At 35.6% G+C, this 20,336-nt stretch carries 15 protein-coding genes; 8 read left to right on the top strand and 7 right to left on the bottom strand.

The window, feature by feature from the left end; genetic code table 11:
- Positions 1 to 368: 368 nt before the first annotated feature.
- Entirely contained in the window at positions 369 to 1,337 is a 969-nt protein-coding gene (locus CGC52_RS01350; protein ID WP_095893217.1) for a polyprenyl synthetase family protein, read from the top strand.
- A 43-nt stretch (positions 1,338 to 1,380) separates the two neighbouring features.
- Here CGC52_RS01350 and murB read toward each other — a convergent pair whose 3' ends face one another.
- The 3 genes from murB to CGC52_RS01335 all read right to left on the bottom strand — a co-directional run bounded on the left by murB (position 1,381) and on the right by CGC52_RS01335 (position 5,905).
- Positions 1,381 to 2,391, bottom strand: a complete 1,011-nt coding sequence (gene murB, locus CGC52_RS01345) for a UDP-N-acetylmuramate dehydrogenase (protein WP_095893216.1) — start codon at positions 2,389 to 2,391, stop codon at positions 1,381 to 1,383.
- Between the two features lie 11 nt (positions 2,392 to 2,402).
- Positions 2,403 to 4,796 (bottom strand): RND family transporter, encoded by a 2,394-nt coding sequence (locus tag CGC52_RS01340; protein ID WP_095893215.1) that lies wholly within the window; start codon positions 4,794 to 4,796, stop codon positions 2,403 to 2,405.
- Between the two features lie 173 nt (positions 4,797 to 4,969).
- Complete coding sequence (locus CGC52_RS01335; RefSeq protein WP_042006210.1) at positions 4,970 to 5,905, bottom strand: DUF368 domain-containing protein; 936 nt, start codon at positions 5,903 to 5,905, stop codon at positions 4,970 to 4,972.
- 370 nt (positions 5,906 to 6,275) lie between these two features.
- Between CGC52_RS01335 and ilvD the strand changes: the two genes are divergently transcribed.
- From ilvD to ilvA, 6 genes are all read left to right on the top strand, one after another.
- Complete coding sequence (gene ilvD / locus CGC52_RS01330; protein WP_095893214.1) at positions 6,276 to 7,958, top strand: dihydroxy-acid dehydratase; 1,683 nt, start codon at positions 6,276 to 6,278, stop codon at positions 7,956 to 7,958.
- 17 nt (positions 7,959 to 7,975) lie between these two features.
- A complete protein-coding gene (locus CGC52_RS01325) occupies positions 7,976 to 8,983 on the top strand; it encodes a YhcG family protein (RefSeq protein WP_095893213.1) in 1,008 nt (335 codons plus the stop codon).
- A 25-nt stretch (positions 8,984 to 9,008) separates the two neighbouring features.
- The gene (gene ilvB / locus CGC52_RS01320; RefSeq protein WP_095893212.1) at positions 9,009 to 10,691 is read left to right on the top strand and encodes a biosynthetic-type acetolactate synthase large subunit; all 1,683 of its coding nucleotides are present in this window, start codon (positions 9,009 to 9,011) and stop codon (positions 10,689 to 10,691) included.
- A gap of 78 nt (positions 10,692 to 10,769) precedes the next feature.
- On the top strand, positions 10,770 to 11,309 hold the full coding sequence (ilvN, locus tag CGC52_RS01315; protein WP_042001501.1) for an acetolactate synthase small subunit: 540 nt from the start codon (positions 10,770 to 10,772) through the stop codon (positions 11,307 to 11,309).
- Between the two features lie 154 nt (positions 11,310 to 11,463).
- Positions 11,464 to 12,933 carry a ketol-acid reductoisomerase gene (gene ilvC, locus CGC52_RS01310; protein ID WP_095893211.1) on the top strand — a complete coding sequence of 490 codons (1,470 nt, stop codon included), beginning with the start codon at positions 11,464 to 11,466 and terminating at the stop codon, positions 12,931 to 12,933.
- A gap of 185 nt (positions 12,934 to 13,118) precedes the next feature.
- Entirely contained in the window at positions 13,119 to 14,378 is a 1,260-nt protein-coding gene (gene ilvA, locus CGC52_RS01305; protein WP_095893210.1) for a threonine ammonia-lyase IlvA, read from the top strand.
- Between the two features lie 128 nt (positions 14,379 to 14,506).
- Here ilvA and CGC52_RS01300 read toward each other — a convergent pair whose 3' ends face one another.
- The 3 genes from CGC52_RS01300 to nth all read right to left on the bottom strand — a co-directional run bounded on the left by CGC52_RS01300 (position 14,507) and on the right by nth (position 17,268).
- On the bottom strand, positions 14,507 to 14,986 hold the full coding sequence (locus CGC52_RS01300) for an Lrp/AsnC family transcriptional regulator (RefSeq protein WP_042008552.1): 480 nt from the start codon (positions 14,984 to 14,986) through the stop codon (positions 14,507 to 14,509).
- Positions 14,987 to 15,075: 89 nt separating this feature from the next.
- Positions 15,076 to 16,161: a DUF2817 domain-containing protein gene (locus tag CGC52_RS01295; RefSeq protein WP_232751860.1), complete on the bottom strand. Its 1,086-nt coding sequence runs from the start codon at positions 16,159 to 16,161 to the stop codon at positions 15,076 to 15,078.
- A 468-nt stretch (positions 16,162 to 16,629) separates the two neighbouring features.
- Positions 16,630 to 17,268 (bottom strand): endonuclease III, encoded by a 639-nt coding sequence (gene nth, locus CGC52_RS01290; RefSeq protein WP_042343882.1) that lies wholly within the window; start codon positions 17,266 to 17,268, stop codon positions 16,630 to 16,632.
- Positions 17,269 to 17,431: 163 nt separating this feature from the next.
- Here nth and CGC52_RS01285 point away from each other — a divergent pair, with 163 nt between their 5' ends.
- On the top strand, positions 17,432 to 19,681 hold the full coding sequence (locus tag CGC52_RS01285; RefSeq protein WP_095893209.1) for a GH92 family glycosyl hydrolase: 2,250 nt from the start codon (positions 17,432 to 17,434) through the stop codon (positions 19,679 to 19,681).
- Between the two features lie 336 nt (positions 19,682 to 20,017).
- Here CGC52_RS01285 and CGC52_RS01280 read toward each other — a convergent pair whose 3' ends face one another.
- Entirely contained in the window at positions 20,018 to 20,317 is a 300-nt protein-coding gene (locus CGC52_RS01280) for a hypothetical protein (protein ID WP_042008555.1), read from the bottom strand.
- Positions 20,318 to 20,336: the final 19 nt, after the last annotated feature.

Below are 20,336 nucleotides of genomic sequence, written 5' to 3'. Positions count from 1 at the left end.
TATATTGGTATAAAATACACACCTTCAAAGCACAAATATAAAAAATAATTAATAAAATCCTACAATAATTATAAATTTATTTAAAGAATATCTATAAAAAGCAATAGCAAGTTAATTTTATTTAAGTATTATTTTTTTTTACTTTTACGTATAACACAGTTTGTTACGTATATGCTGATTTTCAGTAGTTTTAAAAGTTTATATCTACAAGTAAACTAATTACCTTTGAGTGTAATCTGTCATATATTTCGCAGACAAATATCTATTTTTTTTACTCAGAAACTGACGTTTAGTCTATCGTGATGTATGCCAAATTTGCATATTTCAAATTAAAGTAGTTATTTTGTTCCTTATTCATATTAAATTATATGTCGTCGATTGAAAATTATAGAAAAGTATTTTTAACTCATTTGCAAGAAAATATCACCAAGCAAGAACCTGAAAATTTGTATGCCCCGATGCACTATATCTTAGGTTTAGGAGGGAAACGTATACGTCCTATTTTAACATTGTTAGGGGCAGATATTTTTCAAACAGATTATAAAAAGGCACTCCATGCGGCTTTAGCAGTAGAAGTTTTTCATAATTTTTCATTAGTTCACGATGATGTTATGGATAAGGCGCCTTTAAGGCGAGGACAGCAAACGGTTCATCATAAATGGGACTTAAATACAGCTATTCTTTCAGGAGATGCTATGCTTATCATAGCTTATCAGTTTTTTGAAAATTATGAACCTATTGTTTTTCAGCAACTTGCTAAGTTGTTTAGCAAGACAGCTTTGCAGGTTTGTGAAGGGCAACAATGGGATATGGATTTTGAAACACGTAACGATGTTAGTGTGGAAGAATATTTATTGATGATAAAATATAAAACCGCTGTTTTGGTGGGAGCTGCTTTACAGATGGGAGCTATAGTTGCCAAAACAACAGACGAAAATAAGCAATTGATTTATGATTTTGGGGTTCAATTAGGGATGGCATTTCAACTGCAAGATGATTACTTAGATTCTTTTGGAGACGCTTCTTTTGGAAAGAAAATTGGTGGGGATATTTTAGAAAATAAGAAGACAATGCTCTATTTGAAAGCTTTGGAACTTGCTGATAATGAGCAAAGAAATTTATTGTATAATCTTTATAATACTACGGAAGAAACCCCTCAAAAGGTTGAAAAAGTAAAGAAAATATTTACGGATACAAAAACCACTGATTTCGTAAAAACTCAAATTGAATATTATACCCAACAAGCCATTCAAACTCTCGAAAAATTAGATATTCAACAAGATAAGCGAAATGAAATCAAGCAATTTGCGTTTGATTTGATGCATCGAAAAATTTAATTTAAATTACACAGATTCAGTAGGGATATCAAAACATTGTGCCCTACTGAATGATATTTACTTCACTTTCCAAATGAATCTGAAACTTGTTGTATACGGTTTGTTGTATGAATTTTGATAACTCAACAAGTTCTTGTCCTGTAGCATTACCATAGTTCACCAAAACTAAGGCCTGTTTTTGGTGTACACCTGCGTCACCTCTTCGGTAGCCTTTTAGTCCGCAAGTTTCTATGAGCCAACCCGCAGGGATTTTTGTAGACTCTTCATTGACAACATAATGAGGCATCTGAGGGTATATTTTCTGTAATTTTTCGAAATGAATTTTGGATACAATCGGATTTTTAAAAAAACTACCACTATTGCCAATTTCTTTCGGATTAGGAAGTTTACTTTCTCTGATGGAGATGACTGCTTTTGAGATGTCTATCGGTTGTGGATTTTTAATATTTTTTTGTTCCAAAATTTCACGAATGGCTCCGTATTCTGTATGTAAAATGTGATTCTTTTTGGTCAATTTAAAAGTTACCGAAGTTATGATATAATTTCCTTTTTCTTCACACTTGAAAATAGATTCCCGATATGAAAATTTACATTCATCTTTTGAAAACTGTTTTTGAGTTATGGAGTGGATATTTATGGCTTGGCAATATGCCATAACATCTTTAATTTCAACACCATACGCTCCTATATTTTGAATTGGAGTAGCTCCTACATTTCCAGGTATGAGAGATAGATTTTCAAGACCTCCGTATCCTTTTTCCAAGCAAAATTGTACAAACTCGTGCCAATTTTCACCTGCTGCTGCGGTTATCCACACATGGTCATCTGTTTCCCTTTCAATAGAAATACCTTTGAGTTGTATCCAAAAAACTGGATTTTCAATGTTTTTTGTGAGTAACATGTTACTTCCTCCTCCAAAAATGAAAGGATTTTTGTAATTGCTCAGTGCTTTTATAAGTCCTTTTTCTGAATGTATGGTCACAAAGGTAGTGGCTTGAGCATCAATCCCAAAGGTGTTAAACGGTTTTAAAGATACGTAGTGTTCTATAATCATATGAATTGTATTTATGCCTTATTTTCTTCCTCCTCTTCTGGTAAAATATCAATTTTTGGCTCTATAAGAGTTTCTTTATTTGCGATGGTTCTTTCTAACGAAAGTAATAAACTCGGTAGTAATAACAAATTGGTTAGCATGGCGAACAAAAGAGTTAGTGAAATCAATCCACCGAGAGCTTTTGTTCCGCCAAAACTTGATAGCATAAACACCGAAAACCCGAAAAACAATACCACTGAGGTGTAGAACATACTTACTCCTGTTTCTCGTAAAGTCGCATAAACGGATTTACTGATTTTCCAGTTTCTTGCAACCAATTCTTGACGATATTTTGCCAAAAAATGAATGGTATCATCAACTGAAATACCGAAAACAATACTAAAAACCAATATGGTCGAGGGTTTTAGAGGTATGCCAAAATAACCCATCATTCCTGCTGTAACCAATAGTGGTAATAGGTTGGGAACCAATGAAGTGAGTATCATTTTAAATGAACGGAACATGTAGGACATGATCAGTGCAATAAGTAAAATTGCTAATCCTAACGAATAAATAAGATTTTTTGCTAAATAGGTAGTTCCTTTAGTAAACAGAAAAGCTTTTCCAGTGACTTTCACTTCATATTTTTCTTCTGGAAATAATTTTTTTGCTTTTGCGTAGATATTTTCTTCTATTTGTTGCATTTTGTCCGTACCAATATCTTTCATGAAGGTTGTGATTCGAGCCGTTTGCCCCAAGGAATCAACATAGGAACTTAGCATTTGTCCGTTACCTTTTGAATTTCTGACGTAGGACATTATGAAATTTTGTTCCTGAGAGGTTGGTAAATCGTAGTACTCTGGATTTCCGTTGTAGTAGGTTTGTTTAGCATATTTCACTAAATCAACTATTGAAATAGGTTTAGAAATTTCTGGAATATCCTCAATATATTTACATAACTCGTCAATTTTTTTTAAGTTAGGCAATCGCATTACTCCATTTTTCTGTTTGGTATCTACCGTAATTTCCAAAGGCATGATGCCTCCAAATTCTTTTTCAAAAAACAAAATATCATCGAAAAAAGGAGCTGATTTTGGCATATCTTCAATCAAACTTCCTGATATTTTCATTTGATTAATCCCTATAATACTTAGTGTTAGCAGCATTACAGCAATAGAGAATACTGCAATTCGGTGGTGCTTAACGGTTCGTTCCAACAGTTGTATAAACTTCTGAATCCAAGTGCGGTGCAAGTGTTTCAAATGTTTTTCTTTTGGAATTTTCATAAAGCTGTATATGATAGGTATAATGCACAACGAAATGAAAAAGATAGACATGATGCTGATGGCAGCAATGGTTCCGAACTCCTGTAAAAGACTACTTTCCGTAAAAATAAAAGTAGCAAAACCGATGGAAGTTGTTAGGTTAGTAAGCAAGGTCGCATTTCCTACATTTCTGATGACACGTTGGAGAGATTTGGCTTGGTTTCCATGTTTGTTAAATTCCTGTTGATATTTGTTAATCAAGAATATACAGTTTGGAATTCCAATAACGATTACCAAAGGAGGAATAAGTCCAGTCAAAATCGTAATTTCATAATTGAATAAACCAAGCAACCCGAATGACCACATAACCCCAATAGAAACTACACTCATCGAAATAAACATAGCACGATAAGAGCGGAAAAAAAGGAATAAAATAAATGATGTAATAAGCAACGCCATTCCGATAAATAACCCAATTTCATCGATAATGTTTTGAGCACTAAGTGTTCGTATGTAGGGCATACCTGAAGTACGTACTTTGATTTGCGTTTGCTGTTCAAATTTTTCTATAATAGGGATTAAGGTGTTTATAATGAAGTCTTTACGTTCTTTCGTGTTTATGATTTTTTTGTTCATATACAACGCCGTTTGTAAAGTTTCTGTTTCTGGATTGTAGACGATTCCTTTATAGAAAGGCAGTTTTTCGGAAAGTAATTGTTTTATGCTATCTACTTGATTTTGAGAGGTTATTATGCCGTCTATAAGTGGTTTCGTAGTAAAACTTTCGGTAGCTACGTCTTTTGTTAAAACTGGTAAATTCCCTATGGAAAGCACAGCTTCAACTTCCTTAAATTGTTTAAATTCATTGGCTAAACCTTTCCATTGATTTAATATTTCGGGAGTGTAACTATTTTTATTTTCAATAGCTAATAGAATAAGATTTCCTTCTTCACCAAATTTTGATAGAAATTCATGATATTCTAGGTTAATCGGATGTCCGTCAGGAAGCATATTCGCTTCCGTAAATGTAAAGCGAATGTTTTTCCATTGCAAGGCTAAAAAAAGGGTTATTAGTGCAATAGCAACGAGTATCGCAATCCGATTTCTCAGAATCAGACGTGCAACAGTAGTCCAAAATTCAGCTTTAAACCATTTTATCATGTTCTATTTTATTAATTTCGTTTATCTTTAACTTAATTGCATCATTAATGTCTATTTGGTAAATGATTTTTTTCCAATTTTATTGTTTTGATGCGTTTTTATTCTACAATTGAGCTCATGATGTTTGTTTTTTGAGTCTCGTAAATACGTAATATGATGAAGTTTCTTATTAATTACGACTTTTTCAAATTTACCGCCCACCTTTCAAGTCCGTAGAGTATAAAAAATCCTGCCAACGCCAATGCAACAGCTGTTAGAAATTGTGAATCACCTGAAATACTCTCATAAGTGGAAGGCAAAATACTCTTTTCCCATACAGGCACTTCGTTGCCATGCGAATCAATGCGAGTTTGAAGAATCTCCTTCCAAGGCCAAATTTTATTCAGTGAGCCAATGATAACCCCTGTGAGCCCCGCAATTGTGGTATTTCGGTAATTCGCAAAAAGCCATTTCAATACTTTTGAAAAACTCAGTATTCCAATGATTGCTCCTATGCCAAAAACTCCTATAATCTTAAAATTCCAGTCATTTAAGGCTCCCAAAACGATATGATACGACCCTAAGAGTACTAAAATAAATGCTCCCGAAATACCTGGTAAAATCATCGCACAGATTGCCAATGCTCCCGAAAAAAATACGTAAATCAGTCCATCGTTGCTTCCTAAAGGTGGAACAATGGTAATTAAATAAGCCAAAATTCCGAAAAAGAGCATTGATAAAACCGTTCCAAGATTCCATTTTTTAATGTCCTTTGCCAAAAATAGTATACTTGCCAACATTAATCCGAAGAAAAATGACCATACAGCAATCGGTTGGTTTTCTAATAACCATTTTACGCCTTTTGCTAAGGATAAAATACTTATACCTATCCCCACAAGTAGTGAAAAGAAAAAATTACCGTTGATGTGTTTCCAAAAATTGACAATCCCATGGTTTTTCAATACTTTGAAAGCTCCTAAATTTATATTGTTGATAGAACTAATCAGCTCTTCGTAAATACCTGATATAAAAGCGATTGTTCCACCTGAAACACCAGGAACTACATCCGCAGCTCCCATAGCCATTCCTTTTAGGGAAATTAGCATATAATCTAAAAAAGTTCTTCGCATTTGTTTAAACAATTAGCCTACAAAGGTACGTAAATATTTAAAAAAAGTAAACAGTAGGAACGGAAAAACTTTTTAATGAACTATATCATAGAAGCTAAATGAAAATTCTAAAAATGAAATTAGAGTAGGAATCCAATTTTTAAACAAGAAAAAACATAAAAAATTTGTTTTTTTTTGCAGAAAGTATTACGTTTGCAACCGAATTAATTAATAAATGTATCATAACAGTATAATTATTAGCCTTATTATTATCATCAATAACACCTATTGATGCGAGGCTTCGTATATATAAAACACAGAAAACCTGCATCAGAGATTAGATGCAGGTTTTTTTATTTTTAAAATTTGATTTAGAAATCATCATTAAAATATGGAATTAAATAAATACAGCAAACAAGTTACACAAGACGATACGCAACCCGCAGCACAGGCAATGCTACACGCTTTGGGACTGACCGATGACGACCTAAAAAAACCTTTAGTAGGCATCGCAAGTACGGGTTACGAGGGAAATCCTTGTAATATGCATCTAAATAATTTAGCTTTAAAAATTAAGGAGGGCGTACAGCAATCGGGTTCTGTTGGGTTGATTTTCAACACCATAGGAGTTTCAGACGGAATCTCAATGGGTACTTACGGAATGCGTTACTCTTTGGTTTCGAGAGATATTATCGCTGATTCTATCGAAACGGTAATTCAAGCAATGTGTTACGATGCACTCGTTACAGTGGTAGGGTGCGACAAAAATATGCCGGGAGCTTTAATGGCAATGCTCAGACTGAATCGACCCTCAATTTTGGTGTATGGCGGAACAATTGCCGCAGGTTGCCATAACGGAAAAAAACTCGATGTAGTTTCCGCTTTCGAGGCGTGGGGACAAAAAGTAGCAGGAACTATTGATGAAAAAGAATATAAGGAAGTAATACACAAAGCCTGTCCGGGCGAAGGAGCTTGTGGCGGAATGTACACTGCCAACACAATGGCTTCGGCTATTGAAGCATTGGGAATGAGTTTGCCTTACAACTCTTCAACTCCTGCCTCAGGTGATGCCAAAAGACAAGAATGCCTCAAAGTGGGTAAAGCGTTGCGTTATCTGCAAGAAAACGACATCAAACCTCGCGATATCGTCACGCGAAAATCCATCGAAAATGCTTTCCGATTGGTGGTTGCCTTGGGAGGCTCTACCAATGCCGTATTGCACTTTTTAGCCATTGCAAAAGCAGCTCAAATCCCGATGACTATTGATGATTTTGCCAAGCTGAGCGATTCCACACCTTTTATCGCAGATCTCAAACCAAGCGGAAAGTACGTTATGGAAGATTTACACCACATTGGCGGAATCCCTGCTGTGATGAAATATTTACTCGAAAAAGGATTACTTCACGGTGATTGCCTTACAGTTACAGGTAAAACAATAGCTGAAAATCTTGCAGATGTACCATCACTTTCTGAAAACCAAAATATTATATATCCGTTAGAAAAGCCAATCAAAGAAACGGGACATATTCGTATTCTCTATGGAAATTTAGCCACCGAAGGAGCTGTAGCAAAAATTACGGGTAAAGAAGGACTTTCGTTCACCGGAAAAGCTAAAGTTTATGAAGGTGAATTTCTTGCCAATGAAGGAATTGCCAAAGGCGAAGTAACCGAAGGAACGGTGGTGGTAATTCGTTACGAAGGACCGAAAGGAGGACCGGGAATGCCCGAAATGTTAAAACCGACTTCTGCCATTATGGGAGCAGGTTTAGGTAAAAAAGTAGCACTCATCACCGATGGTCGATTTTCAGGGGGTTCACACGGATTTGTAGTGGGACACATTTCGCCCGAAGCACAAAACGGTGGCAACATTGCATTGGTACAAGATGGTGATTTGATTACCATTGATGCTGTAAAAAACACTATTGATGTACATCTCACCGAAGAAGAATTAGCTCAAAGACGAGCCAATTTCAGCCTCAAACCACTAAAAGATACTGCCAAACGAGGGGTGCTTTACAAATACGCTCGTACGGTAAGTTCCGCCTCGCAAGGTTGTGTTACCGATGAATTTTAAATCATATCTGTAAAACAATGACTTATATTACTGAGATAAAAAATATTCTATCACAAGCGAGGCAACGTGCCTATACGGCTATCAATTCGGTAATGGTTGAAGCCTATTGGCTAATTGGCAGACGAATTGTAGAAGAAGAACAAAATGGCGAAAACCGAGCTGAATACGGAAAAGAAGTATTACAGACTTTATCCATAGCGTTGACCAATGAGTTTGGGAAAGGATACAGTTACAGAACTTTGAGAGAAATACGCCAATTTTATTTGACTTTTCCTGAAATTGAAAAATGGCGAACACTGTTCGCCAAATTGAGTTGGTCTCATTTTCAACGAGTTTTAAAAGTTTCTAATGAAAAAGCACGAATGTACTATCTGACCGAAGCTGCCGAAAATATGTGGACTGTGCGAACCCTTGACAGAAACATTTCTACCTTATACTATGATAGATTATTAGCAAGTGATAATAAATTGGAAGTACAAGAAGAAATGCAAAACAACACAAAACTTCTTCAATTTGAGGAATTTATAAAGAGTCCAACGGTGTTGGAATTTTTAAAACTTCCTATAGGAAAAAGTTACACTGAAATGGAGTTAGAAAAAGCCTTGATTGATGATTTACAAGAATTTATGTTAGAACTCGGTAAAGGTTTTGCTTTCGTAGCTCGTCAGCAACATATAAAAACCGAAACTTCTGATTTTTATATCGATTTGGTATTTTATAATTATATTCTGAAGTGTTTTGTTATTGTAGAATTGAAAACCAATAAATTAACGCATCAGGATATTGGTCAATTGGATATGTACGTCAGAATGTATGACGATTTGAAAAGACAAGAAAACGATAACCCCACCATAGGGCTTTTGCTTTGTACGGAAACCGATGGTGTGGTGGCAAGATACTCTATTTTGAATCAAAATTCGCAATTATTTGCCACAAAATATGTACATTACTTGCCTACAGAAGAGGAATTAGTCAGAGAAATAACACAGCAAAAATGGTTTTTTGAGCAGAAAAACGCAAAATAGTATCAAAATCAAAACATAAAATATGATGACAGGAGCAGAAGTTTTAATCAAATGTTTGTTAGCCGAAGGGGTCGATTTAGCTTTCGGTTATCCCGGCGGGGCGATAATGCCCGTTTATGACGAACTTTACAAATATCAAAATCAGTTGAAACACATCCTCACTCGCCACGAGCAAGGAGCTATCCACGCCGCACAAGGCTACGCAAGAGCTACAGGAAAAGTAGGTGTAGTTTTTGCCACATCAGGACCCGGAGCAACCAACATCATCACAGGAATTGCCGATGCTCAAATCGATTCCACGCCGTTGGTGTGCATCACAGGTCAGGTAGCAAAACATCTCTTAGGAACAGATGCCTTTCAGGAAACAGACATCATCGGAATTTCTACCCCCGTAACCAAATGGAATTTCCAAATCACGGAAGTAGAAGAAATACCCGAAGCAATTGCCAAAGCCTTTTACATTGCCCGTTCAGGAAGACCCGGACCTGTACTTATCGACATCGTAAAAAGTGCTCAGTTCGACCAAGTTGCTCAGTTCGACTATAAGAAATGTACTCGAATGCGAAGCTATAATCCTGTACCTGAAATAGATGATTCAAAATTAGCTGAAGCCGCACAAATCATCAATCAAGCACAAAAACCCTATGTCGTTTTCGGACAAGGAATCATTTTAGGTCAAGCTGAAAACGAGCTAAAATCCTTTTTAGAAAAGACCGATATCCCCGCAGCAGCGACCATTTTAGGACTTTCGGCATTGCCCACCGAACACCCCAATTATGTAGGAATGGTAGGTATGCACGGCAACTATGCTCCTAATGTAATGACCAATACGTGTGACGTACTCATCGCTTTGGGAATGCGTTTTGATGACCGTGTAACGGGCGATTTAAGCAGATACGCCAAACAAGCAAAGGTGTTGCATTTTGATATTGACCCTGCGGAAATCAACAAAAACGTAAAGGCAGATGTCGCCGTATTGGGCAATGTAAAAGAGGCTTTACAGAAAATACTTCCGTTAGTAGAACAGAAAAAACATACAACGTGGCGAGAGGAGTTCAAAAAATACGACAAAGAAGAATATGATTCCGTTATTAAAAACGAATTATATCCTGAAAAAGAAGGGCTAACAATGGGGGAAGTTTTAGAATTGATAAATAAATGTTCTAATCACGAAGCAGTTATCGTCTCCGATGTGGGGCAACATCAGATGATGGCTTGTCGTTATGCGAAATTTAAAAATTCACGCAGTAAAATCACTTCGGGAGGATTAGGCACAATGGGATTTGCCCTACCGGCAGCCATCGGAGCAAAAATAGGAGTTCCTGAAAAACAAGTAGTTGCAGTAATTGGCGATGGTGGGTTTCAGATGACCATTCAAGAGTTAGGAACGATTTTTCAGTCGCAAATTCCTGTGAAAATTGTAGTTTTAAACAACGAATTTTTAGGAATGGTTCGTCAGTGGCAAGAACTATTTTTTGACCGTCGATATGCTTCTACCGAAATGATAAATCCTGATTTTATTAAAATTGCAGAAGGGTATCACATTCAATCGCGATTGGTTACCAAACGTAGCGATTTGGAAGAAGCTGTTAAAGAAATGCTCAATTCCGACAAGGCTTATTTCTTGGAAGTTCGTGTAGAGAAAGAAAACAACGTTTTCCCGATGGTACCCACAGGAGCTTCAGTTTCGGAAGTGAGACTGAAATAAAAAAGCAACAAAAGAAGTTCAATGAATAATAAAACCTTGAACCTGAAACTTTAAAACCTCAAACATAAAATTGTAAATATGGAACAAAAAACATACACCATCACCATATATTCGGAAAATCAGCTTGGGCTACTCAACAGAGTGACGGGGATTTTCCTCAGAAGACATATTGATATGGAAAGCATCAATGTGTCAGCATCGGAAATTGACAATGTATTTCGGATGATTATTGTAACTCATACCACTCAAAAATGGGTAGAACATTTGGTTCAACAGATTGAAAAACAGATAGAAATCATCAAAGTATTTTATCATACCGATGAAGAAATCATTTCCCTTGAAAATTCGCTTTTCAAGATGCCAACGGCTTCCCTTTTTGATGAAGAAACTCCCATTCAAACTATAATTCAGCGATATAATGCTAATATTGTTGCTGTTTATAAACATTTTTATGTAATTTCAAAAACAGGCTCACGAGAGTCCATCGCAGCACTTTATCAGGAGCTGAAACCTTACGGAATTATGCAATTTTCGGGCTCGGCACGAATTGCTATTTCAAAATCGGAAATGAAAGTATCTCCCTTGCTCAACAAATATGAGGTAGATAACCAAAAATAGTAGAGTATGATGTAAGAAAACAGTTTTTTCAAGTTGAGTAAAATCAAATCTTTAATCCTAAGAACTTTGATTTTATTCGGTTTGACACCAAAAGTTATCATTATATTTTTAAGAACACAATCCATATAAATCTTTAAATTAAATCGGAAGAACAATGAAAAATTATTTTAATACCCTAAATTTCAGAGAAAAATTAGCACAATTAGGCGTTTGCGAATTATTACAGAAAAGCGATTTCAGTCAAGGAGTTGAAGCCTTAAAAGGAAAAAAAATTGTTATCGTGGGAGCAGGAGCCCAAGGGCTTAATCAAGGGTTGAATATGCGTGATTCGGGTTTGAATGTTTCCTACGCTTTGCGTGAATGTGCCATCGCCGAAAAACGCCCTTCGTACACCAATACCATCGCCAACGGCTTTCAAGTAGGCACTTTTGAAGAGCTTATTCCTACGGCAGATTTGGTGTGTAATTTAACTCCCGACAAGCAACATACTTCTGTGATTAACAAGATTATGCCTTTGATGAAACAAGGAGCGACTTTATCCTACTCACACGGATTCAACATCGTGGAGGAGGGTATCGAAATCCGTAAAGATATTACCGTGATTATGGTAGCTCCAAAATCGCCAGGTTCGGAAGTGCGTGAGGAATACAAACGTGGATTTGGTGTACCGACTTTGATTGCCGTTCACCCCGAAAACGATCCTGAGAATAAAGGTTTTGAATGGGCAAAAGCCTACGCAGCAGCTTTGGGAAGCGACACTGCCGGAGTACTACGTTCGTCATTTGTAGCAGAAGTAAAATCGGATTTGATGGGCGAACAAACCATTCTGTGCGGACTTTTACAAACAGGTTCGATATTGGCTTTCAATAAGATGAAACGCGAAGGAGTTGCCCCTGAATACGCTGCCAAACTCATTCAATACGGTTGGGAATCCATTACCGAAGCCTTAAAACACGGCGGAATTACTAATATGATGAATCGCCTATCGAATCCTGCCAAAATAAGAGCATTTGCCATTTCCGAAGATTTGAAAAAGATGATGCGTCCGCTCTTTGAAAAGCATATGGACGATATTTTAAGCGGACATTTTTCAAAAACGATGATGGAAGATTGGGCAAACAACGATAAAAACTTGCTTACGTGGCGTTCCGCTACGGCTGAAACCGATTTTGAGAAAACTCCTATCACTACGGAAACTATTGAAGAACAAACCTATTTTGACTACGGAACATTGCTCGTAGCGATGGTAAAATCGGGGGTGGAGTTGGCTTTTGAGGTAATGACCGAATCAGGCATAAAAGCCGAATCAGCATATTATGAATCACTACACGAATTGCCTCTGATTGCCAACACTATAGCTCGTAAAAAATTATACGAAATGAATAAAACCATTTCCGACACTGCCGAATACGGCTGCTATTTGTTTGACCACGAATGCCGACCGCTCATTGCTGCCTATATCGACGGACTAGAAAACAATGTAATCGGGCGTCATTTCACTGCCTCAAACCAAATCGACAATATTGATTTAATTCAAGTGAACAAATCCATAGCCTCACACCCCATTGAAGTAATTGGAGCACATTTAAGGGCTTATATGACTGATATGAAGCGGATAAAATAGTTTAAGTTTAATCATTTATTTTCATATTTATACTTTTGTCTTGAAACATAACAATAAAAAAAATAGTACGTTGCACCAAAAATTCAGAACTATAAATACGTCAATCATAAGAACAATTATACCGAGAAAAAGATAAATGTTTCATAAAAGAAAAACAAAATAACCTAGGAAAATTAAGGAAATATATGGAGGTAACAACATACATACCACAAGTTCAAGAAATACAAAAAGCAATGCTACGGATAAAATCTGTGATAAATACCACACCGCTTTCAAAAAGTGTGCGATTAAGCAATTTATTCGAAGCGGAAATTTATTTTAAAAGAGAAGATTTACAACAAGTACGTTCTTATAAAATACGAGGAGCGTACAACAAAATCAGCTCCCTTTCCGAGCAAGACAAACAACAAGGAATCGTCTGTGCGAGTGCCGGAAATCACGCACAAGGTGTGGCACTTTCTTGCCAAATATTAAATATCAAAGGTGATATTTATATGCCTGTAACTACTCCACAACAAAAAATCGAACAAGTACAAATGTTTGGCGGAGAGAATGTTACCATAGTTTTGGAAGGTGACACTTTTGATGATTCCAACAATGCCGCAATAAAATTTGCAACAGAAAACGCAAAAACGTTCGTCCCTCCTTTTGACGATGAAAAAGTCATTGAAGGACAAGCCACTATTGGGCTGGAAATTCTCGACCAAGCCAACGAACCTATTGATTATGTGTTTGTTCCCATAGGTGGTGGCGGACTTTCAGCAGGGCTTTCTTCCGTATTTAAAACGCTTTCTCCACAAACGAAAATCATTGGAGTTGAACCCTTAGGTGCCCCCTCAATGAAAGAAGCGTTGAAAACAGGAAAACCTGTGGAACTCATTGAAATCGACAAGTTTGTAGATGGTGCTTCGGTAAAGAAAGTGGGCAGTTTAAATTTTGAAATCTGTAACCGGTTTTTAGATGATGTTGTGCTTGTCCCTGAAGGGAAAGTATGTCAAACCATCTTGGATTTGTACAACCGCGATGCTATTGTAGTTGAACCTGCTGGGGCGTTATCAATTTCGGCTCTGGATTTCTATAAAGAAAAAATTAAGGGTAAAAAAGTGGTTTGTGTTATCAGCGGAAGCAATAATGACATCACTCGAACGGCAGAAATTAAGGAACGTGCCTTGCTTTATGCCAATTTAAAGCATTATTTTATCGTTCGATTTCCGCAACGCGCCGGTGCATTGAAAGAATTTGTGGTTGAAATCCTCGGAAAAACAGATGATATTACCTATTTTGAGTACTCCAAAAAGCACAATCGCGAAAACGGACCTGCCGTAGTAGGTATCGAACTTAAAAATGAAGCTGACCTCCAACCACTTATCGACCGGATGAAACAACGCAACTTCTATGGGGATTACCTGAACAACAAACCCGATTTATTTCAGTTTTTAGTGTGATATAGTTAATAAGTATATTTAGCGTTGTTAAACTTAAAATCCCCGAATTTTGATTTTTGAAGCAAAATTCGGGGATTTTATAAATAACCTTTTGAAGTTAATAACAAAAGGATTTTTGATTTCAAATTTTATAGTTCTTTAAATACTGCATGCATTAAACGTCTCTTGTCGTTGATAACTTCCTCCAAGGAAATCATGCTCTCAGTACGAGCTACTCCTTCAATTTCATCAATCATATAGATAACCTCTTTGGTGTGTTTTGGATCTCTGGTGCGAATCTTACAAAAAAGGTTGTATTTTCCGGTGGTTACGTGAGCTACGGTTACATAAGGTATTTTTTCCAATCGTTCCAAGACGAATTGTGTTTGATGATTTTTTTCCAGATAAATACCGATGTAGGAGACAAACGTATACCCAAGTCTATCATAATCAACAGTTAAAGTAGAGCCTTTAATGAGTCCTGTTTCCTCCATTTTACGTACACGTACGTGAACTGTTCCTGCGGAGATATCTAACTTTTTAGCGATATCAGTGAAAGGAGTTCGCGTATTTTCAATTAACATATCTAAAATTTGGTGGTCTATTTCATCTAACTTAAATCTGCCCATTTGTATTATAAATTAATTTCATCCGCAAAATAAATATTTTTTTTCATATTCTCAAAATATATAGCAATTTTTTTTCATATAAAATTTATTTATGCAATTTTAAAACCAAAATCACGTAAATTCAATTCTTTTTCTATATCTTTTTTAGAAACGGGTTTTGTGAAGAAATCGGATAATTTTCGTTCTTGATGTCCGTAATGATTTGATAAATCTTCAATCATAGCAATGTAAGGTTCGAAATGAATTTCGTTGTTTTTCAGAGTTTCCTTAAATAAAATTCCAATATGGTTATTATCTCCGTAAAAATCATCACGTATTAAAATATCAAAGAAAAGTTTATCATTTTCAGGAATTGTGAAATATGGTTTATAATATTTTCCGGTAACTTCATTTTGGTTGATATATGCCAAGGCTTCGAGTATGGATAGTGAGATGTATTTTCGAGTTTCTTCTCGTGCATAATCATTTTGGTAATGTCCTGATTCAAAGAGTATTGTAGGGGTTCCTAAGGAAGTATACATATCTCCTGTGCAATTGAGATTAAAGCTATCGTCAAAGCGTCCTACTTGGTTTGGAATTTTTGTTTGTAACATAGCATTCATTACCCCGATAACCTCCATTGCTTTTTTGCGAGTATGGTTTATTTCACGAGCTCCGTTGTAAGAAGGTGCTAAGAATGAGACTGTTGCGGGATTTTGAGTTTTCCCTGCACTGAAAATAGTACGTTGATCGTGTAAATTGAAACAAAAATCGGGCTGTACCAATTTATATGCTTTTCTAAGGCACTGGCTTTCGGGTTGAGACAAATCGTAAGCATCCCGATTCAAATCAATTTCATTGGCATTCATCCGATTGTAAACTTCAGCTCCATCGGGATTTAATATCGGGATAAAAAACATGCTGATATTTTCTAATTCTGAAGGGTTTTGTGTCATATAGTTCAACACATCAAACAAAGCTTTAGTCGTAGTGGATTCATTGCCATGCATTTGCGACCATATCAAAATTTTCGTTCTTCCGTTTCCTTTTTGATATAATGAAATAGAATTTCCTTGCACTGATTTTCCTAACAATATTTTGTTTTCAAAGGTATGTTTTTCTAATAAAGGCTCAATCATTAATGAAGTGATGTAACGTCCAAAAAGTTTCGGTTCTTTGTAGTTTGTATATTCCATTTGTAGATTGTTTACAAAAGTTAATTCTCCTATTTTCTCAATTGTATTTAGTTTGTAGCCAAGCCATACTCCTATTATAAAGGTTTGGATACCACCAAAAATGAATGTTCCTATTATTAAGAGTAAAATAGCAGTTAATACATCGTTAGTGTCCAATGTTCTATCGAAAACTGAGATTATTACTAAGCATAACCACCCCGCAAGTAGCATTGTTAGCAATAGCAAAAACTGAAAAACGATTCCGAAAAGGATACGTATGGAATCGTATCTCTCCCATGGAAACTTTTCTCCTAATTGATATCCAACCCAATACGTAGTTACAATCGCTATGAATATAGGAAGGATCAATTGATTGTCTAATGATCGTATTCCAAAAGCAAACAAGGTCAAAAAAGCGAAATAAAATTCCAGAAATATGGCTATGAAAATATATTTAGTAGCAGGTTTTAATGACATGAGTTTAATCTTTTACTTTGGAAACAAACTTTTTCGTCCAATAGTTTTCGTGATAATATCTTTTTCAATATTCCATCCTCGAGCAGGACTATATTCTCTTCCGTATAGAATGATTTGTATGTGCAATTTATTCCATTTTTCTTCAGGGAATAAGCGTTTTGCATCTTTTTCCGTCTGTGTGACATTTTTTCCGTTCGAAAGTCCCCATCGATACATAAGTCTATGAATGTGTGTATCCACAGGGAATGCAGGGACTCCGAAGGCTTGAGACATGACCACACTGGCGGTTTTATGCCCCACTGCGGGTAAGGCTTCCAGATCTTCAAAATTCTGAGGGACTTCACCATTATGTTTATCAATCAGAATATGTGAAAGTTCATAAATTCCTTTTGATTTTGCAGGAGATAATCCCACAGGTTTGATAATTTCACGTATTTCTTCTACCGAAAGTTTTATCATATCATACGGATTATCAGCTTTTTGGAAGAGTAGGGGAGTGATTGTATTCACACGAGCATCTGTGCTTTGAGCCGAAAGCAACACAGCAATTAGTAGCGTATAAGGATCTTTATGGTCAAGAGGAATCGAAACCTTCGGATATATTTCCTCCAATGTGTCGATAACAAAAGCCACTTTTTCAGTTTTTTTCATTTTGAATATTATTTTTGCAAATATACAGAACTAATTGAAAATTTTAGCTTTATGGGTGAAAAGTATAACAACTTTGTTGAACTATTTATGGTAATTTTAAACTTTTTAAACTCAAAAATTCAATAAATTTTGTATCTTTGGCGGTAAACAAGATTTTGAATATATGAAAAATAGCTATTTATTGTTTTTGGTATTGTTGTGTTTTTATTCGTGTGATAACAAACCTATTTCTCAAGAGCAAAATATTAATTACCAACATCTTACTGATTTTGTAAATCCATTCATTGGGACAGATGGCCCAGGAAATACTTATCCTGGAGCTACTGTACCTTTTGGAATGGTGCAACTTAGTCCCGATATAGGAATTCCAGGTTGGGATAGAATTGCAGGGTATTTCTATCAAGATAGTATTATTACAGGATTTTCTCATACGCATCTTTCTGGAACAGGAGCGGGTGACTTGTATGATATCTTAGTGATGCCTACGAATAGTCGCTTCGACGAGCGTATTGCTGAAAATTCCTACAAACCTTTTTCTAAATTTAGCCATCAACAAGAATATGCCACAGCAGGATATTACACAGTTGATTTACAAAGTTTTGGAATCAAAGCAGAACTTACTTCTACAGAAAGAGTAGGCATCCACCGGTATACTTTTCCAAAAGATAAAAATACTAAAATTACCATAGATTTAGGTTTTGCAATGAATTGGGATGCCCCTACCGATACACATATTAATGTAGTAAATGATTCAATAATAGAGGGTTATAGAAAATCTACTGGTTGGGCAAAAGACCAACGTATTTATTTCGTAATGCAGTTTTCTAAGCCTTTTTCAAAGTATATCCTTTTTAATGATGAAAAAGAGGTTGAAAATCCAACAAAAGGGAAAAATACGCGTATAGAGTTGCATTATTCAACTGAAAAAGATGAACAAATTGTGATTAAAACAGCTCTTTCTACAGCCGATATTACAGGAGCCTATGCCTCGATGAATACCGAGGCATTCCATTTCGATTTTGATCAATACCGTTCTGAAGCTCAACAGAAGTGGGAAAAACAGTTGAGAAAAATACAAATAGAAACTGATGATATTAATAAGAAAACAATTTTTTACACGATGATGTATCAGTCCATGCTAGCTCCTACGCTAATTAGTGACCCCAACGGAAACTATAAAGGGGCAGATGGTAATGTACAGAAAGCGAATAATTATAAACGATACGATACTTTTTCACTTTGGGATACATTTCGTGCGACACATCCTCTCTTTACAATGATTCATACTGAAAGAATGAATGATTTCATACAATCATTACTGGCTCATTATCAGGAAACAGGTAGACTACCCGTATGGTCGATGCAAGGAAATGAAACTAATATGATGATAGGATATCACGCCGTACCAGTGCTCGTTGATGCTTACTTCAAAGGATTTCCAATGGATAAAGAATTGCTTTATAAAGCTTGTTATGAAAGTGCGATGGTTGATGAGCGTCAGATTGATTTATACAAAAAATATGGTTACGTTCCTATCGATGGTCATCATGAAAATTGGTCAGTTTCAAAAACAGTGGAGTATGCTTACGATGATTGGTGTATTGCTATGTTAGCAAAAGATTTAGGTAAAGATTATGAATTATTTGCTAAAAGAGCAAAAAGTTGGAAAAATCACTACGATCCAAAATCAACTTTTCTTCGACCTAAAGACCAAAAAGGAAAATTTGTAAGCGATTTTATACCCAAAGAATACACACCATATTTTTGTGAAAGTAATGCTTGGCATTATTTCTGGTTTGTGCCTCAAAATATTCCGGAGCTAATCAAAAGTGTAGGTAGCGAAGAGCGTTTTGAACAGAAGTTGGATTCGATGTTTTCGTATTACCCACTCCCTGAGGACAAATTACCAATTTTTAGTACCGGAATGATAGGACAATACGCTCACGGCAACGAGCCGAGCCACCATGTAGGGTATTTGTATAATTATGTTAAAAAACCATCCAAAACACAGGAAATTATCCGTCAAATACTCAAAACACAATACAAAAACGAACCTGCGGGGCATTGTGGTAATGAAGATTGTGGACAGATGTCTGCTTGGTTTGTATTCAGTTCCTTAGGGTTTTATCCCGTGAATCCTGCTCAAGGAGTATATCTTTTTGGTACCCCTTATTTTCAAGAATCAAAAATACAAGTAGCTGAAAATAAATATTTTGAGATAAAAGCAACTAATTTTTCAGAAGAAAATAAATATATCAAAGCCATTTATTTGAATGGAAAACCTTATAAAAAACTGTACATCAGTCATAAAGATATTATGGCAGGTGGTGAACTTATGTTTGAAATGAGTAATATACCCAATGATGTTGGACTTGGTAGTTATGAATTGCCTGAGGTTAATAAAGTGTATTAATTTTCAAAACGTTACCTAAACGTATGATAAGAAAAACGAAATTTTGTAAATTTTGTTTGGAGTCCATACTCTACAATGTTTAGGTTGTACGAAGAAGGAGGCAATAAACTTTACAGCAACAGGAAGAGTTTGAATATATTCTTTTTATATAACACAATTAAATCCTAAAAATTAGGAGAGAATATTTTATCTTTTTTTCTTTCTCTGTATGAAAAATTACTTTTTTCTGCTTAAAATATCCAAAAAAAAATCCAACAGTTTGGATAAAACTGTTGGATTTTTTTTCGTTCTTAATTTAATTTTAGAAAAACTGAAGATTTTACAAATGATCTTTATTTAATCTTCTTCCAATGAATCTTCAGGGATTTCCAATCCGTCAGTGTTCAAATCATCATCACTTGAAGCATCAAAATCATCATCTTCATCAAAGTTTTCCATTGAATCAGCTAAACGTGTGCTTACTTTTACCAAATAGATGGTGTCTTCAGTACGCACTTCTAATGCTTCTACAGTTTCGTTCTTTGCATTCTTAAAACGAATCACATCATCATCCCCATATCCGTCAGGATATTTTTCTACTAACATTGATAGAATTTCACTTGTAAGTTTCTTATAATCAACTATTACTCGTTTCATATTGATATTTTTCTTTTCC

It is taken from the genome of Capnocytophaga sp. H2931, from assembly GCF_002302535.1.
Taxonomy (GTDB): Bacteria; Bacteroidota; Bacteroidia; order Flavobacteriales; family Flavobacteriaceae; genus Capnocytophaga; species Capnocytophaga canis.
This window is presented reverse-complemented; position numbering and strand designations above follow the sequence as displayed.

Coding starts and splice junctions, on each gene's coding strand:
- CGC52_RS01350 (WP_095893217.1), top strand. CDS start 369: ATGTCGTCGATTGAAAATTATAGAAAAGTATTTTTAACTCATTTGCAA.
- murB (WP_095893216.1), bottom strand. CDS start 2,391: ATGATTATAGAACACTACGTATCTTTAAAACCGTTTAACACCTTTGGG.
- CGC52_RS01340 (WP_095893215.1), bottom strand. CDS start 4,796: ATGATAAAATGGTTTAAAGCTGAATTTTGGACTACTGTTGCACGTCTG.
- CGC52_RS01335 (WP_042006210.1), bottom strand. CDS start 5,905: ATGCGAAGAACTTTTTTAGATTATATGCTAATTTCCCTAAAAGGAATG.
- ilvD (WP_095893214.1), top strand. CDS start 6,276: ATGGAATTAAATAAATACAGCAAACAAGTTACACAAGACGATACGCAA.
- CGC52_RS01325 (WP_095893213.1), top strand. CDS start 7,976: ATGACTTATATTACTGAGATAAAAAATATTCTATCACAAGCGAGGCAA.
- ilvB (WP_095893212.1), top strand. CDS start 9,009: ATGACAGGAGCAGAAGTTTTAATCAAATGTTTGTTAGCCGAAGGGGTC.
- ilvN (WP_042001501.1), top strand. CDS start 10,770: ATGGAACAAAAAACATACACCATCACCATATATTCGGAAAATCAGCTT.
- ilvC (WP_095893211.1), top strand. CDS start 11,464: ATGAAAAATTATTTTAATACCCTAAATTTCAGAGAAAAATTAGCACAA.
- ilvA (WP_095893210.1), top strand. CDS start 13,119: ATGGAGGTAACAACATACATACCACAAGTTCAAGAAATACAAAAAGCA.
- CGC52_RS01300 (WP_042008552.1), bottom strand. CDS start 14,986: ATGGGCAGATTTAAGTTAGATGAAATAGACCACCAAATTTTAGATATG.
- CGC52_RS01295 (WP_232751860.1), bottom strand. CDS start 16,161: ATGGAATATACAAACTACAAAGAACCGAAACTTTTTGGACGTTACATC.
- nth (WP_042343882.1), bottom strand. CDS start 17,268: ATGAAAAAAACTGAAAAAGTGGCTTTTGTTATCGACACATTGGAGGAA.
- CGC52_RS01285 (WP_095893209.1), top strand. CDS start 17,432: ATGAAAAATAGCTATTTATTGTTTTTGGTATTGTTGTGTTTTTATTCG.
- CGC52_RS01280 (WP_042008555.1), bottom strand. CDS start 20,317: ATGAAACGAGTAATAGTTGATTATAAGAAACTTACAAGTGAAATTCTA.